The sequence below is a fragment of the Exiguobacterium sp. R-17 genome (assembly GCF_049913315.1).
GTDB lineage: Bacteria > Bacillota > Bacilli > Exiguobacteriales > Exiguobacteriaceae > Exiguobacterium_A.
Genome location: NZ_CP184372.1, coordinates 2,285,776 through 2,300,872, shown reverse-complemented (window position 1 = coordinate 2,300,872; position 15,097 = coordinate 2,285,776). Strand labels below are relative to the sequence as shown.

Annotated in this window: 12 protein-coding genes; 9 read left to right on the top strand and 3 right to left on the bottom strand. The window is 47.1% G+C overall.

The features are described from left to right. Window positions 1–90 precede the first annotated feature (90 nt). On the bottom strand, window positions 91–1,089 hold the full coding sequence (locus ACN9MT_RS12140) for an NAD(P)/FAD-dependent oxidoreductase (protein ID WP_035406045.1): 999 nt from the start codon (window positions 1,087–1,089) through the stop codon (window positions 91–93). A 243-nt stretch (window positions 1,090–1,332) separates the two neighbouring features. On the opposite strand from ACN9MT_RS12140, the gene ACN9MT_RS12135 reads away from it, so the two are divergent. From ACN9MT_RS12135 to ACN9MT_RS12110, 6 genes are all read left to right on the top strand, one after another. Further along, complete coding sequence (locus ACN9MT_RS12135) at window positions 1,333–2,544, top strand: NAD(P)/FAD-dependent oxidoreductase (protein WP_023469134.1); 1,212 nt, start codon at window positions 1,333–1,335, stop codon at window positions 2,542–2,544. Window positions 2,545–2,625: 81 nt separating this feature from the next. Continuing rightward, window positions 2,626–2,943, top strand: coding sequence for a YuiB family protein (locus ACN9MT_RS12130; RefSeq protein ID WP_035406048.1), 318 nt, complete (start codon window positions 2,626–2,628; stop codon window positions 2,941–2,943). Between the two features lie 101 nt (window positions 2,944–3,044). After that, window positions 3,045–3,902, top strand: coding sequence for a glucose PTS transporter transcription antiterminator GlcT (gene glcT / locus ACN9MT_RS12125; RefSeq protein ID WP_035406051.1), 858 nt, complete (start codon window positions 3,045–3,047; stop codon window positions 3,900–3,902). Between the two features lie 217 nt (window positions 3,903–4,119). Then, the gene (gene ptsG / locus ACN9MT_RS12120; RefSeq protein ID WP_290785426.1) at window positions 4,120–5,643 is read left to right on the top strand and encodes a glucose-specific PTS transporter subunit IIBC; all 1,524 of its coding nucleotides are present in this window, start codon (window positions 4,120–4,122) and stop codon (window positions 5,641–5,643) included. Between the two features lie 129 nt (window positions 5,644–5,772). Continuing rightward, on the top strand, window positions 5,773–7,884 hold the full coding sequence (ptsG, locus tag ACN9MT_RS12115) for a glucose-specific PTS transporter subunit IIBC (protein WP_290774126.1): 2,112 nt from the start codon (window positions 5,773–5,775) through the stop codon (window positions 7,882–7,884). A gap of 153 nt (window positions 7,885–8,037) precedes the next feature. Further along, entirely contained in the window at window positions 8,038–9,555 is a 1,518-nt protein-coding gene (locus ACN9MT_RS12110) for an MDR family MFS transporter (RefSeq protein ID WP_313489938.1), read from the top strand. Window positions 9,556–9,664: 109 nt separating this feature from the next. Here ACN9MT_RS12110 and ptsP read toward each other — a convergent pair whose 3' ends face one another. Continuing rightward, complete coding sequence (gene ptsP / locus ACN9MT_RS12105; protein WP_056062784.1) at window positions 9,665–11,389, bottom strand: phosphoenolpyruvate--protein phosphotransferase; 1,725 nt, start codon at window positions 11,387–11,389, stop codon at window positions 9,665–9,667. A 352-nt stretch (window positions 11,390–11,741) separates the two neighbouring features. Between ptsP and ACN9MT_RS12100 the strand changes: the two genes are divergently transcribed. The 3 genes from ACN9MT_RS12100 to ACN9MT_RS12090 are packed head-to-tail and all read left to right on the top strand — an operon-like array spanning window position 11,742 to window position 13,970. Beyond that, a complete protein-coding gene (locus ACN9MT_RS12100; RefSeq protein WP_308101863.1) occupies window positions 11,742–13,154 on the top strand; it encodes a leucyl aminopeptidase in 1,413 nt (470 codons plus the stop codon). Further along, entirely contained in the window at window positions 13,151–13,321 is a 171-nt protein-coding gene (locus ACN9MT_RS12095) for a hypothetical protein (RefSeq protein WP_426272247.1), read from the top strand. Before ACN9MT_RS12100 ends, ACN9MT_RS12095 begins: the two co-directional genes overlap by 4 nt. Further along, entirely contained in the window at window positions 13,302–13,970 is a 669-nt protein-coding gene (locus ACN9MT_RS12090; protein WP_308101862.1) for a DUF429 domain-containing protein, read from the top strand. Before ACN9MT_RS12095 ends, ACN9MT_RS12090 begins: the two co-directional genes overlap by 20 nt. On the opposite strand, the gene ytvI is transcribed toward ACN9MT_RS12090, so the two are convergent. Then, the gene (gene ytvI / locus ACN9MT_RS12085) at window positions 13,950–15,074 is read right to left on the bottom strand and encodes a sporulation integral membrane protein YtvI (protein WP_056062778.1); all 1,125 of its coding nucleotides are present in this window, start codon (window positions 15,072–15,074) and stop codon (window positions 13,950–13,952) included. The genes ACN9MT_RS12090 and ytvI overlap by 21 nt on opposite strands. Window positions 15,075–15,097: the final 23 nt, after the last annotated feature.

Sequence of the window (15,097 nt, the reverse complement as noted above, 5' to 3'; positions counted from 1 at the left end):
CCTAGGTGTGATTCCATCAAAATAAGAGGTCGGACTCCGGTATGTTATCCAGAATTCGACCTCTTATTTGTTTGCAGCCATTCATTTATCTCAAGAATGGTTCGTTACTTTTTCGAACAGACTCGTCGAGTGTTGCGGGTGACGAGCCGATGGATCGACAAGAAGTTTCGCCTGGTTGACGGCAATCGGTGCTTCACCGAAGCCTGTTGCGATCAATTTGACGCGTCCTTCGTAAGTCGCAATATCTCCACAAGCGAAGACGCCTGGAATCGCAGTCTCCATCTTCGAGTTGACGCGAATCGAATTGCGTTCGAACTCGACTTCCCATTCTTTGAGCGGCCCAAGTGACGAGACGAAACCAAAGTTGCAGACGACATCGTCAGCAGCAACGACGACGACTTCGCCACTTTCAGCATGTTTGAACGTCATCGTCTCGATGTGCGTCTCACCTGTGACCGATTCGAGCGTATACGGCGTCATGACGTTAACGGATGAGTCATGTAATAGTTCGACCGAATGTTCATGGGCACGGAACTTATCGCGACGGTGGACGAGCGTGACAGATTTGGCAATCGGTTCAAGCATCAATGACCAGTCGACTGCTGAATCGCCACCACCAAGCAGGACGACTTGACGATCCTTGAAACGTTCCATGTCGTTGACGAAATAGTGCAAGTTTGTTTCCTCGAAGCGTTCTGCGTCCGCGACACCGAGTGGGCGCGCAGCGAACGAACCGTTCCCTGCTGTCAAGATGACGGTCTTCGTATAATGCTCGCCTTTGTTCGTGACGAGGCGGATGATCCCATCATCCATCCGTTCATAAGCGATGACTGTCTCACCGAGCACATACGTCGGATCAAATTCATTCGCTTGTTCAAGTAGCCGATCGACTAGTTCCTGCGCTTTTACTTTTGGAAAACCGGCGATATCGTATATATATTTTTCAGGATAAAGCGTAGCGAGTTGACCACCTAATTGAGGTAGACTCTCGATGACCTTCGTCTTCATCTGGCGCATTCCTGAATAAAACGCGGTGAACAGTCCGACCGGACCGCCGCCGATGATCGTGACATCATATGGTTGGTACATCTGATTCCCTCCTAGCATTGGATAGGTCTATTATATAGGAAGTAGGGGGTTCAGGTGCAAGTACAGAACATCTCACATTTTTTTAAAGGAAATTACATTTTTCTTTTGCAATCATTCTTAAAAAGTGTTTCAATAGGCTTATAGACATGTGAACATTATTTGAACAAAGTTTTTGAACATTCGTCTGTAATTGAATGTGAAGAAAATCACAACAAAACTACGATTCGTAAGGAGTATCAGAACATGAACACACCTAACATTGTTATTCTTGGAGCGGGCTACGGTGGATTGATCACAGCAGTCAACCTTCAAAAGAAACTCGGCGTCGATCAAGCGAACATCACGTTGATTAATAAACACGACTATCATTACCAAACAACTTGGTTGCATGAACCAGCTGCAGGTACGATGTCTGCGGAGCAAGCACGCATCTACATCAATGATGTCATCAACCCATCACGCGTCAAACTTGTCAAAGGTATCGTTGAGAAAGTCGACACGGCTGCTAAAACGGTTCTTTTACAAGATGGCGGAACAGTTCCTTACGATTACGTCGTCGTTGCTCTCGGTGGCGTTCCTGAAACATTCGGTATCAAAGGATTGAAGGAACACGCATTAACGATCAGCTCGTTGAACAGCGTCCGTAAAATCAAGGAACATATCGATTACTCATTCGCACAGTACAAAACAACAGGATCACAAGATCGTTCACTCTTGACGATCGTCGTCGGTGGTGCTGGATTCACAGGAATCGAGTTCATGGGTGAGCTCGTCAACCGTATTCCAGAACTGTGCAAACAATATGATATCCCACGCGAACTCGTTCGTGTCGTTAACATCGAGGCAGCGCCAACAGTCCTTCCAGGATTCGATGCTGATCTCGTCAACTACGCACACAAATGGCTTGAGCGCCAAGGCGTCGAGTTCAAACTCGGTAACGGCATCAAGGAATGTGGACCAGGAAGCGTCACGTTCGGTCCGCTTCAAGGCGACACGACTGAAACGATCGAAGCAAGTACGATCATCTGGACAGGTGGCGTCAGCGGTAACCCTGTCGTTGCAGCATCTGGTTTCGAAGCGATGCGTAACCGTGTCGTCGTCGAAGAAGATCTTCGTGTTCCAGGACACGATAACGTCTTCATGATCGGTGACTGTTCAGCAGTCATGGATCCAAGTTCGAACCGTCCGTACCCACCAACTGCACAAATCGCGACACAACAAGCACACAAAGTCGCTGAGAACATCGCAGCACTCATCGCGGGTCGTCAAACATCGACGTTCACGTACGAGAACAAAGGAACGGTCGCTTCACTTGGTCATAAAGATGGCATCGGTATGGTCTTCGGTAAGAAGATTTACGGTCGTAACGCATCGTTCATGAAAAAAGTCATCGATAACAAACACTTCTTTGAACTGAAAAAACTTGGTCTTGCGATCAAAAAAGGGAAGTTCTAAGTTCACGTTTTAGGCAAATGTACACTCGTGCATTTGCCTTTTTTGTCGGTTATACTAGAAGAGATTCAAAGGGGGAACAGTATGCATATCATTCAAGCCGTGATCGGGAGTGTGCTTTATCTCGTCATGTTCTTTAGTATCGGATTCATTTTAAACATGTTGTTACGGAGTACATGGGTGATGCTCGTACTCTATCCGATCATCCTCATCATGATGATCGATAACCAATCTACGCTCGAATACTTCACGAATGCTCGTGAAGCGATTCCGAATCTTGGGGACCGGATTGCTGGACTGCAGGCAGCGGATATCACGATGTTCGCAGCTGGGTTTGCTGGAATCATCATCGCCGGTCTATCGATTCGCTTCTTGCGTAAGAGCGGTTACCAAATGTTTTAAAGTCTACTTGAGTAAGTAGGCTTTTTTCGTGCTTGAAAAACCGTTATAATAAAAACAATGTCTTTAAATAAATGTGTAAGAGCAGATTGGGTTGAGAGCGAATGGATAAACAAATGTACCACGTTATCAAGGTATTGAATAATAATGTCGTCATTTGTTCAACTGGTGCGAATCAGGAAGTCATTATCCTCGCGAAAGGGATTGGCTTCGGTCGGAAGCCAGGCGATCAACTGACAGATCTCGACAAGTTGGAAAAAGTCTACACGTTGAAGGATAAAGAAGAACAGGATCAATATAAGGCGCTCGTCGGTCACCTCGATGAAAATTTCATCGCGTTGATGAATGAAATCGTTTCAATGATCGAGACACGGTTTGGGAAAAAAGTCGATGAACATATCCATATCGGATTAACGGATCATTTGACGTTTACGTTCAAACGACTGGAACAAGGAATGGAAGTCACCAATCCGTTTCTTGCCGAAACGGAAGCCTTGTATCCGGAAGAGTACGCACTTGCAGAAGAAATCGTCGAGTTCATCAGTGCCGAGATGAATTTTTACCTGCCTCCAGCCGAGATAGGATTCATTGCACTTCATATTCATTCTGCGACGAACTTCAAAGACGTACTTGAAGTTAACCGCCATCATCAGCTCGTCGGTTTAATTGCTAGTCATATCGAACAGCGACTGGAGATTAAAATCGACCGAAAATCGCTTGATTACAAGCGTCTGATTCGGCATCTTCGTTCAGCGATTGAAAGGGTTTCCAATGGGGAGTATCTAGAGGCTCCAGAAAAAGTAGAAAAGCTATTGCGTGAAGAATATCCGCTATGCTATGATACTGCTTGGGAGCTGATGTCCATCATGGAGCGTCAGTTGAAGAAAGCGGTACCGCGCGGTGAGGCGACGTATCTTACGATGCATCTGCAACGCTTAGTGCAGTACGATTCAGGTAAATGACCGCACGGACTACGTGTTACTGATACGATCAGGCATGAGTGGGATGTCGGGCAAGAAGCTTTGTTTCCGTTATGCAACGGGATAAGTCTATTGTCTACAATCCGCTCGTGCCTGATTTTTTTCTGTAAAAAAACGGTCAGATGTCTGACTTTTTTCGTCTCAATCATTGGCATTATTCATCATACTTCGCTCTTAACAGGAAAAGGAGGAAACACACATGTTTAAACAGATTTTTGCTGTTCTTCAACGTGTCGGTAAAGCGTTGATGCTTCCTGTAGCGATTTTGCCAGCTGCCGGTATCCTACTCGGATTCGGTAACGCGATGCAAAATCCGAACTTGACGTCAAAACTCGAGTTCTTAAAAAATGATGCAATCATCAAGGTTGCAAAATTGATGGAAGCAGCTGGGGATATCATCTTCGGTAACTTAGCACTCTTATTCGCGGTCGGTGTCGCGATTGGTCTTGCAGGGGACGGCGCAGCCGGACTTGCGGCAATCGTCGGATTCTTGATCATGAACAAAACAATGAGCGTATGGCTCGGCGTTACACCTGAAATGGTTGCTAACGGTCAAGGATATGCAAACGTACTCGGTATCCCAACACTTCAAACTGGGGTATTCGGTGGTATCATCATCGGTCTAATCGCAGCTTGGGCGTACGGGAAGTATCATAATCTCGAATTGCCACAGTTCCTTGGATTCTTTGCTGGTAAACGTTTCGTTCCAATCGTCACAGCAGTTGTTTCATTGGTTGCAGGTCTCGTTCTCGTATTCGTCTGGCCGTTCGCGCAAGATGGATTGAACACGTTCTCTCACTTCATGATGGAGAAAAACCCTACACTCGCAGCATTCGTCTTCGGTCTCATCGAACGTTCGTTGATTCCATTCGGTCTTCACCATATCTTCTATGCACCATTCTGGTTCGAATTCGGTTCGTATAAGAATGCAGCAGGAACAGTCGTTCATGGTGACCAAGCGATCTTCTTCGCACAATTGAAAGACAACGCAAAATTAACAGCTGGTACGTTCATGACTGGTAAATTCCCGTTCATGATGTTCGGTCTTCCAGCAGCAGCACTCGCAATGTACCACGAAGCTCGCCCAGAGCGTCGTGCAGTCGTTGGTGGTCTTCTTGGATCAGCAGCACTTACAGCATTCTTGACAGGTATCACAGAGCCAATCGAATTCGCGTTCTTATTCGTAGCTCCAATCTTGTTCGCAGTTCACGCAGTTTTCGCAGGTCTTTCGTTCATGACAATGCAATTGTTGAACGTTAAGATCGGTATGACATTCTCTGGTGGTTTGATCGACTTCCTTCTCTTCGGTGTTCTTCCAGGACGCACGCAGTGGTGGCTTGTCATCGTCGTCGGTCTTGCACTTTCTGTCATCTACTATGTTGGATTCCGTTTCGCAATCCGCAAATTCAACCTGAAAACTCCAGGTCGTGAAGATGCAGTTCAAGAGACTTCATCTGCTCAAGGTTCTGAACTTGCTGAAGGTATCCTCGATGCACTCGGTTCAGAGTCGAACATCAAACACTTGGATGCATGTATCACACGTCTTCGTGTTGAAGTTCTCGACAAATCGAAAGTCAACAAAGATGAGTTGAAAAAATTAGGTGCTGCTGGTGTCCTTGAAGTTGGTAACAACGTCCAAGCGATCTATGGACCGAAATCAGACAACATCAAGTCTGAGATTCAAGCTGTCATCGCGTCACGTAAACAAGAAAAAACAGTCTAATATTTTTTAAGATGAGTCCTTCTGCGGAAGGGCTCATTTTTTTTTCGAAATCGTTTAGAATCGTTTTGCACTAGAATATTTTAGGGTATGAATTAAGTAGTTTGTTTAAAAAAAGGAGGGAATATGCGCATGTGGAAAAACGTGTTTGGTGTCTTACAGCGGATCGGTAAGGCCCTAATGTTACCGGTAGCGATTTTGCCGGCAGCGGGGTTATTGCTTGCGTTCGGGACAGCGTTTCAAAACCCGAACTTAACACAATATTTACCGTTTCTAGAGAACGATTCGCTTGTCGTCATCTGGCGAGTCATGCAGGATGCGGGTGACATCATCTTTGCGAACCTCGGATTATTGTTCGCTGTAGGGGTCGCAATTGGCCTTGCGAACGGAGAAGGGGTCGCCGGCTTAGCAGCCATCGTTGGTTTCCTGATCATGAACAAGGTCATCAGTTCATTCTTGCAGATTACACCAGAAAAAATCACAGAAGCACAAAAGGCGAGTGATTTGTCGTATGCGACGGTCCTTGGGATACCGACCTTGCAAATGGGGGTATTCGGGGGGATCATTGCCGGTTTGATAGCAGCGTACAGTTATAATAAATTCTTTAAAATCAAACTGCCTGATTTCCTTGGATTCTTTGCAGGTAAACGTTTCGTTCCGATTGCGACCGCCTTGTTCAGTCTTGTCGCAGGTTTTGCTTTGTCATATATTTGGCCACCGATCGGAACAGGCATCAATACGTTCTCCAAAACAATCATCGAAGCGAACGAACCGTTGTCTGCCTTCATCTTTGGACTCGTCGAACGTTCATTGATTCCGTTCGGTCTTCACCATATCTGGTACTCAAGCTTTTGGTTCCAATTCGGTGAATATACGGATAAAGCAGGAACGATCATCAATGGGGACCAGCGAATCTTCTTTGCACAATTAAAGGACGGTGTACCATTTACAGCAGGGACATATATGACTGGGAAATATCCATTCATGATGTTCGGTTTGCCCGCAGCCTGTCTTGCAATGTACCATACTGTCGCAAAAGATCGTCGAAAAGCTGTTGAAGGTCTTTACTTCTCAGCTGCATTGACTTCTTTTCTAACCGGGATCACGGAGCCAGTCGAGTTCTCATTCGTATTCGTTGCACCGCTTTTGTTCGCTGTGCACGCTGTTTTTGCAGGTCTATCGTTCATGATTATGGACTTGCTAAACGTTAAGATTGGGATGACGTTCTCCGGCGGATTAATTGACTACACGTTGTTCGGGATTTTACCGAATCGCACTTCGTGGTGGCTTGTCATTCCAGTCGGTCTCGTTTTCGCCGTCATTTATTACTTCGGTTTCCGTTTCGTCATCACGAAATTCGATCTGAAGATTCCAGGACGTGAAGCGATTAAAGAAGGTGCTGCGACATCGACGGCACAAGCAGGTGATCTTCCGTATGAAATCCTGCAGGCGTTTGGTGGTCCATCGAACATCAAGCACCTCGATGCCTGTATCACGCGTCTTCGGATTACGGTCAATGATAAATCAGGTGTCAACAAGGATCGCTTGAAAGAGCTCGGTGCTGCCGGTGTCCTTGAAGTCGGAGATAACGTCCAGGCAATCTTTGGACCGAAATCTGATGGGATCAAGTCAGAAATGGCAGATATCATGAAAGATCCAAATTACAAACCGAAAGAGACACCGGAAGCTGATCCGATTCCACAAGTTCCAACAGGAGATGAAGCGCGAACTTCTGGATCGGGTACAACCGATACGGGACCACTCGCTGGGGATCGTGGTGGTGCTTATGTGCCTGAAGATGGATACGTCGCACCACTGAGCGGTATTATTCGTTCTCTGGATGATGTACCGGATCAAGTATTCTCCGGTCGTATGATGGGTGACGGATATGCGATCGAACCGACGGAAGGATATGTCGTCTCTCCCGTCTCTGGTGAGATCACAACCTTCTTCCCGACGAAACACGCAATCGGTATTCTTGCAGATAATGGAGATGAGATCTTAATTCACATCGGTATTGATACAGTGTCACTTGAAGGAAAAGGATTTGAGGCATTAGCGAAAGCTGGAGATCGTGTCGAACCGGGGACACCACTTCTCAATGTCGATCTCGAGCAAGTACGACCACTCGTGCCATCTTTACTAACACCGATCATCGTCACGAACATTGGCGATCGAAAAGTCGACGTCGATGTCGGACAGACGGTCGAAGCCGGAGAAGCGATTTCATATCGTGTAGAGTAAAGGAAGAAAAGCGACGGATCGTCACGAACGGTCCGTCTTTTTTTGTGTGAAAATATCGTAGAGCATATTTGATAGTGAGATTTTGCACATATGATGATACAATGAGTTAGCTATTATAAGAGTTAGCTAATTTTTTAGAAATGAGGTGCGTCGATGTCTTCGACTACAACAAAAACGAATACGACACCTGTCGTCATCGGATTATTGATTGGTATTTTAGTCGCAGCGATGGATAACACGATCGTTGCGACGGCGATGCCGACGATCGTCAGTGAACTGAATGGGTTTGATCAGTACGCTTGGGTCACGTCGGCTTACATGATTGCAACCGTTGCCGGGATGCCGATTTTCGGTAAATTGAGCGACATGTATGGAAGAAAACGCTTCTTCCTCTTTGGGATGCTTATCTTCATGATAGGGAGTATCTTGTGTGGAATGGCAGACTCAATCATTGAATTATCTGCGTATCGTGCCTTGCAAGGGCTTGGTGGCGGTGCGTTGATGCCGATCGCCTTTACGATTATTTTTGATATCTTCCCACCGGAGAAACGTGGGAAAGTCAGTGGATTGTTCGGAGCGGTCTTCGGGATTTCGAGTATCTTCGGACCGTTGCTTGGTGCCGTATTGACGGATTCCCTCGACTGGCGCTGGGTATTTTATATCAACATCCCACTCGGATTGATTGCCCTTGGTCTCGTGACGGTCTTCTATCAGGAATCACCAGTTCACCGGACACAGAAAATCGACTACGTCGGTGCCTTTACGCTTGTTGCAGGATTGGTTTTATTCTTACTCGCGCTCGAAATGGGTGGGAAAGAGTATGCATGGTCTTCACCACAAATTCTTGGTCTGTTCGGAGCAGCACTCGTCGCGTTCGTTGCCTTCGCATTCGCTGAACGCCGTGCCGCGGATCCAGTTATTACATTCAGTCTGTTCCGTCGTCGTTTATTTGCAGCAACACAAGGCGTTGCGTTCTTTTATGGATTCGTCTTCATCTCGGCGAGTGTGTTCATTCCGATCTTCGTTCAAGGTGTCTTTGGTGGCAGTGCGACGAACTCCGGTCTGATCCTGATGCCGATGTTAATTGCCTCAGTCATCTCGGCGCAGCTCGGTGGCCAGTTGCCGAATAAGTTTGGTTTCCGAAATGTCATGATCGTCTCGGCTGTCTTTTTCCTACTCGGTGTCTATCTCCTCAGTACAATGACGCTTGAGACATCGCGTACAGCAGTAACGATCTATATGATCATTCTTGGGTTCGGTGTTGGCTTTAGCTTCTCGTTGTTGAACCTAGCAAGCATCAATGGTATCGAGATGCAACGTCGTGGTGCTGCGACGTCGATGGGATCGACATTCCGGACGATCGGGATGACGCTTGGTGTCACGGTCCTCGGCATCATTCAATCACGAACGTTCACATCGGCTGTAGCGGATCGATTGCCGCAAGGTGGAGCGCCGTCAGGTGGGCAGTTCCCGACGGCAGCTGCGTTTGCGAAGATGCCACCAGAAGTCGCGACAGCAATCAAGACATCGCTTGCAGAATCCATCTCTACCGTCTATTTCTGGGCCTTGATTCCAGCAGTACTCGGTGTCATCTTTATCTTCTTAATGGGGAACGAGCGTCCGATTTTATCGGAACAAGCGACCCCAGAGAAGAAAAAACAAGCTCAATAATCAGGTTTCAACAACGCCTTCTTTCTTATTTAAAAGAGGGCGTTGTTTTTTTTGTTAATCGGCATAAAAAAAGACGAACCTGGATTACTCCAGATTCGTCTAACAGAAATTATTTTTTGATATCGAATGTCGTGCTGAGGAAGTCGACGACTTCTTCTGCTGTATCCATATCAAGCACTTGCTCGACGATTGCTTCACATTCTGACTTGTTGAGGCGTGTCATCAAGCTACGTGCGCGAAGGACAGATGAAGCAGACATCGAGAACTCATCAAGACCAAGCCCAAGAAGGATTGGGAGTGCCAATTCTTCTCCTGCCATCTCACCACACATGCCGACCCATTTGCCTGCTTTGTGTGCTTCTGTGATGACGTTGTTCAAGAGGTTCAAGATCGCTGGGTTGAACGGCTGGTAAAGGTATGATACTTTTTCGTTCATCCGGTCTGCTGCCATCGTGTATTGAATCAAATCGTTCGTTCCGACAGAGAAGAAGTCGACTTCTTTTGCGAACTGACGAGCCATGACCGCAGTTGCTGGGATCTCGACCATCATACCGACTTCGATGTCTTCTGATACAGTGACACCTTCACCTTGGAGATTTGCTTTCTCTTCAAGGAGAAGTGCTTTTGCAGCACGGAACTCTTCGATTGTTGCGATCATTGGGAACATGACAGCGAGTTTACCGTATGCACTTGCACGAAGAAGTGCGCGCAATTGTGTACGGAACAAGTCTGTTTGATCGAGACAGAGACGGATCGCACGGTAACCGAGGAACGGGTTCATCTCGTGTGGGAGATCAAGGTACGACAATTCTTTGTCGCCACCGATATCGAGCGTCCGAATGACGACTTTTTTATCGCCCATTGACTCGAGAACTGTTTTGTATGCTGTGAACTGCTCGTCTTCCGTTGGGAATGTCTCTGCATCCATGTAGAGGAATTCTGTACGGTAGAGACCGACAGCTTCTGCTCCGTTTTCAAGCACGCCTTTGACATCGTTTGGTGTACCGATGTTTGCAGCGAGCTCGACGTGGTGACCGTCAGCCGTCATTGTTTTTTCGTTCTTGAGTTTTTTCCACTCTTCTTTTTGTGCGATGTATGCTGCACGTTTTGCTTCATACTCAGCGACTTGCTCTTCACTTGGGTTGACGATGACATCACCTTCCGCACCGTCAAGGATGAGAAGATCGCCGTGTTTAACGTCCGTCAAGACAACTTTTGTTCCGACGACTGCTGGGATTTCGAGTGAACGTGACATAATGGCAGAGTGCGATGTCCGGCCACCAATGTTCGTTGCGAAACCTTTAGCATACTTACGATTCAATTGTGCCGTATCTGAAGGAGTCAAGTCTTCCGCGATGATGATGACTTCTTCGTTAATTTGAGCTGGAGTGACGAACGTGATACCCAGAAGGTGAGCCATCGTCCGTTTCGTGACGTCGCGGACGTCCGCTGCACGTTCACGCATGTATTCGTTATCCATTGATTCGAAAATCATGACCATCATGTTCGCGACTTCATCGAGTGCTTTCGCAGCATTTGCTTGCTCGTCCTCGATTTTTGCGTTCACCTGACTAACGATTTCCGGATCTTCTAGGATTAGAAGGTGAGCCGAGAAGATCTCCGCTTTATCTGGACCTAATTCTTTTAAGGTATTTTCACGAATGACTTCGAGTTCCGTCTTCGATTTTGCGATCGCTGCTTGGAAACGTTCTTTTTCCGCAGCCGCATCCTCGATTTTGTGCGATGGAATCTCAAAGACCGGTGTTTCCATCACGAATGCCTTTGCAATCGCGATCCCTGCAGAAGCGCCAATTCCTTTGATGTGTTGTGCCATGTGCATTACCCTCTTTTCAGTAAGTTTTTTTAACGCGACGACTTCGTTTCTTAGCTATCTATAGATACCCATAAACGCCTCTCTCTTAACGAGCCTTCTGCGCACTCTCCCTTGAATGAAAACGTAGACATTTCCCGGAACAGCAAACGCATCGTTTCTTGAAGTGTCTCAATATTTCACCTGTTTAATCCTATCATATTGTGAAACGGGCAACAATTGTTTGAAACCAAGCATTTCGACAAATTGGCAAACAAGAATCATGTAAGCGTTTGCGGTTCGTTGAGAGGCTATCAGTTGGAAAATGACTGAAAACACTTCATACTAATAGGTATTAGATAAAGGGGGAATTTTTATGCAAACGAATCAACCCGTAGACGTACTGATCGTCGGGATATCAGGGAATCAACCGCTTGATGAACGATTACAAGCACTGTATGGTGACAAACTAGAAGAGTGGGTCCGTCAAGGTGATATCTCAACGAAACGGGGAGAACTTCGTCTGTTGCCGACGTTATCGGGAGACGTCGCACGTGTGCTGTTCGTCGGACTTGGGAAAGTCGATCAACTCTCGCAAGACAATTTACGACGTTTGCTCGGAAAAGCCGCACAACATGTCAAAGCACGCCGATTAGAACAGGTGACAGTCGACGCGACGACGTTTCCAGGTCAACCGGTCGAACTGATTGCTGAGACATTCACCCTCGCTACATATGAGGTCAAACATTATAAAACGTCTCCTTCTAAAGCGTACACGCTTCATCTGACGGTCTTACCTTCTGAAGACGAAGCAGTGCGTCGCGGAACAGCCTTAGGGGAAGCAACGAACTTGGCGCGACGTCTCGTAACGATGCCGGGAAATCTTTTGACGGCGCCAGCGCTTGCGGACGAAGCACGCTTCATCGCGGAGCGTCATGGACATGATCTCCGAATCATCGATAAGGAAGAGATGGAAGCACTTGGCATGGGTGCCTTGCTTGCCGTCAATCAAGGATCGGTCATTCCGCCGAAGTTGATCGTCCTTGAATACAAAGGCTCAGTAGAAGCACCAATTGCTGTCGTCGGAAAAGGTGTCACGTTCGATACAGGTGGTTATTCGATCAAACCAAAAGACGGGATCGTCGGGATGAAAGGAGATATGGGAGGCGCAGCAGCAGTTCTTGGTCTGTTTGAAGCACTCGGTCAACTCAAACCTGATGTTCACGTCATTGGCGTCATTCCGGCAACGGATAACATGATTTCTGGGGATGCTTTCAAACCGGATGATGTCATCACATCGATGGCAGGAAAAACGATTGAAGTCTTGAACACGGATGCAGAAGGACGACTTGTCCTCGCAGATGCAGTCACGTACGTGAAAGAGTACCAGCCGAAAGCCATCATCGACCTCGCAACATTGACAGGTGGTGTCCTTGTCGCCCTTGGAACAGAAATCACAGGTGCGTTGACGAATGATGCGTCACTTTACGAACGCTTTGAACAGGTGACGAAAGAGACGAACGAGATGGTTTGGCAAATGCCATATGTCGATGCGTTCATCAAACAAGTCCGCCGCTCAGATGTCGCAGATTTGAATAACTCACCGGGACGCATGGGACACATGATCTTCGGTGGTGCGTTCGTCGGGGAATTCGTCGGCGACACACCATGGTTGCACCTCGATATCGCGGGAACATCGGAACAGAATCAAGCGTCTGAGATTGGTCCAAAAGGAGCAACGGGTGTCATGGTTCGTAGTCTGTATCGATTCGTCGAGCAAGAAAAATGAGACGTTGGAATCTACTCGGCGTCTTGTTGACGATTCTTACCGTCGTCTGGTACTTGGATGCACGAGATCGTCTATCGCTCGGTCTTGCGACATTTATCAGTATCTTCACGGTCTTATCACTACTGCGTTCTTTCCGGGAGAAGACGAATGCACGTCATCGGGATTGATGCGGCAAAGGCAGGATGGGTCGTCGTCAGGTACGAAAATGAGACGTACTCAGGATCAATCGAACCGACGCTTGGACAGATCCCGCCAGCCGACCGAATTTGGATCGATATGCCGATCGGTTTGATGGAAGGACGACGCGAAACAGATCAGCTGTTGCGACAGGAACTGCGCCCCGGACGAACGAGTAGTGTCTTTAATGCACCATTTCTCAGTGCGTTGACAACATCAAGTTATATGGAAGCAAATGATTTAGCGAAACAACATGCTGGTATCGGACTTTCGAAACAAGCGTGGTATCTATTGCCGAAAATCCGAGAAGTCCGTCATGCGTATCGATCTGAAATGATCGAATCACATCCGGAAGTCTGCTTTGCACGCCTCGCCGGTCATCCGGCACGTTTTTCCAAGAAAACAAGGGAAGGCATCGCGGAACGAATCGAATTACTTGAACAATACGATTGTCCCCCGTTATGGGAACAGCGTCAGCCGAACGTCGCGATTGATGATTGGCTTGATGCTTGTCTGCTTGCGACCGGTGCACGTTTTCCATGCGATTACTTTCCAGCAAGTCAACCAGTGGACACGGAAGGGTATCCTTTATATGCCGCTGTACCCAAAAAATCACCCTCACCGAAATGGTGTGGGTGATCCTTTCACGAAGTCCCAGATGTAATGGAAAATCTGTGCATTGTAGAGTGCTTTTAAGATGACGGCAATCAATGGTCCAAGGATTAACCCGAAGACGCCGAAGAATTTGATACCGACGAACAACGCAATCAATGCCGTAATCGGTTGAATGCCGATGTTATCGCCGACGATCTTCGGTTCCATGATGTTGCGCTGGAGAATGACGATGGCGTACAAAATGCCAAGTCCAATCGCAAGCGTCGTATCTCCAGTAATCACCGAGTAGGCGATCCAAGGCAGAAAGACGGAACCAGTACCGAGATACGGTAAGATGTCGAAGAAGGCAGCGATGAAAGCAACTGCGAATGGATGATCGACACCAATGATGAACAAACCAATCAAGACGATGAAAAACGTGATCGTGATCAACGTGAGCTGCGCTTTAAGATAGCCAAATAAGGCAGATCGTAAGCTCAAGAAGACCGACTCGACACGAGCGAACCAAGGAAGCATCTCGTAGCGCTTCAATCGCATTTCGTACTGGTGCCAATCCTTTGCGATAAAGAACCAAGCGAGTAAGACGATGACGAAAATCAACGCAATCGATGGCAAAGTCGCAAGAACAGATTGAAGCATCATCGCAACACTTTTTGAGCCTTCTCCAATCGCACTCGCAAGCGAACTACCGAGCGATTGAATACTGTTTTGGACCGTATTTTGTTGGGATGGTTCTAATGAACGTAATGCTTCGGACGCATCGTTCCAAATCGGTGCCAGTTTTTCGTTGTATAGCTTTTGAAAATACAGACTCAACTCCTGGATTTGTGCCGGTAATTGATTGGCGACAAATACGAGACCGCGAATCAACTGCATGATGATCAAGGCAAGCGAACCGATCAATAAACCACTGATCAAAATGATGGACAACAACGCACCCCATCCACGATTGATCCGTAATCGCTTTTGAAAGAAATCGACGAGCGGACGGCTGAAAAGAGCAAGCAGAAACGCAAAGACAAACGGGTACAAAATGGACGAGAGGCGGATGAGTAACCATCCAACAGCTACGAAGGCGAAGATCACCGTCAAGAACCGGGCCATTTGCCAAAGACGTTCAGTCGACACAAGCAACACCTCTTACTGGATTA

Coding starts and splice junctions, on each gene's coding strand:
- ACN9MT_RS12110 (WP_313489938.1), top strand. CDS start 8,038: ATGTCTTCGACTACAACAAAAACGAATACGACACCTGTCGTCATCGGA.
- ACN9MT_RS12100 (WP_308101863.1), top strand. CDS start 11,742: ATGCAAACGAATCAACCCGTAGACGTACTGATCGTCGGGATATCAGGG.
- glcT (WP_035406051.1), top strand. CDS start 3,045: ATGGATAAACAAATGTACCACGTTATCAAGGTATTGAATAATAATGTC.
- ACN9MT_RS12130 (WP_035406048.1), top strand. CDS start 2,626: ATGCATATCATTCAAGCCGTGATCGGGAGTGTGCTTTATCTCGTCATG.
- ptsG (WP_290774126.1), top strand. CDS start 5,773: ATGTGGAAAAACGTGTTTGGTGTCTTACAGCGGATCGGTAAGGCCCTA.
- ACN9MT_RS12090 (WP_308101862.1), top strand. CDS start 13,302: ATGCACGTCATCGGGATTGATGCGGCAAAGGCAGGATGGGTCGTCGTC.
- ptsP (WP_056062784.1), bottom strand. CDS start 11,389: ATGGCACAACACATCAAAGGAATTGGCGCTTCTGCAGGGATCGCGATT.
- ACN9MT_RS12140 (WP_035406045.1), bottom strand. CDS start 1,089: ATGTACCAACCATATGATGTCACGATCATCGGCGGCGGTCCGGTCGGA.
- ACN9MT_RS12135 (WP_023469134.1), top strand. CDS start 1,333: ATGAACACACCTAACATTGTTATTCTTGGAGCGGGCTACGGTGGATTG.
- ptsG (WP_290785426.1), top strand. CDS start 4,120: ATGTTTAAACAGATTTTTGCTGTTCTTCAACGTGTCGGTAAAGCGTTG.
- ACN9MT_RS12095 (WP_426272247.1), top strand. CDS start 13,151: ATGAGACGTTGGAATCTACTCGGCGTCTTGTTGACGATTCTTACCGTC.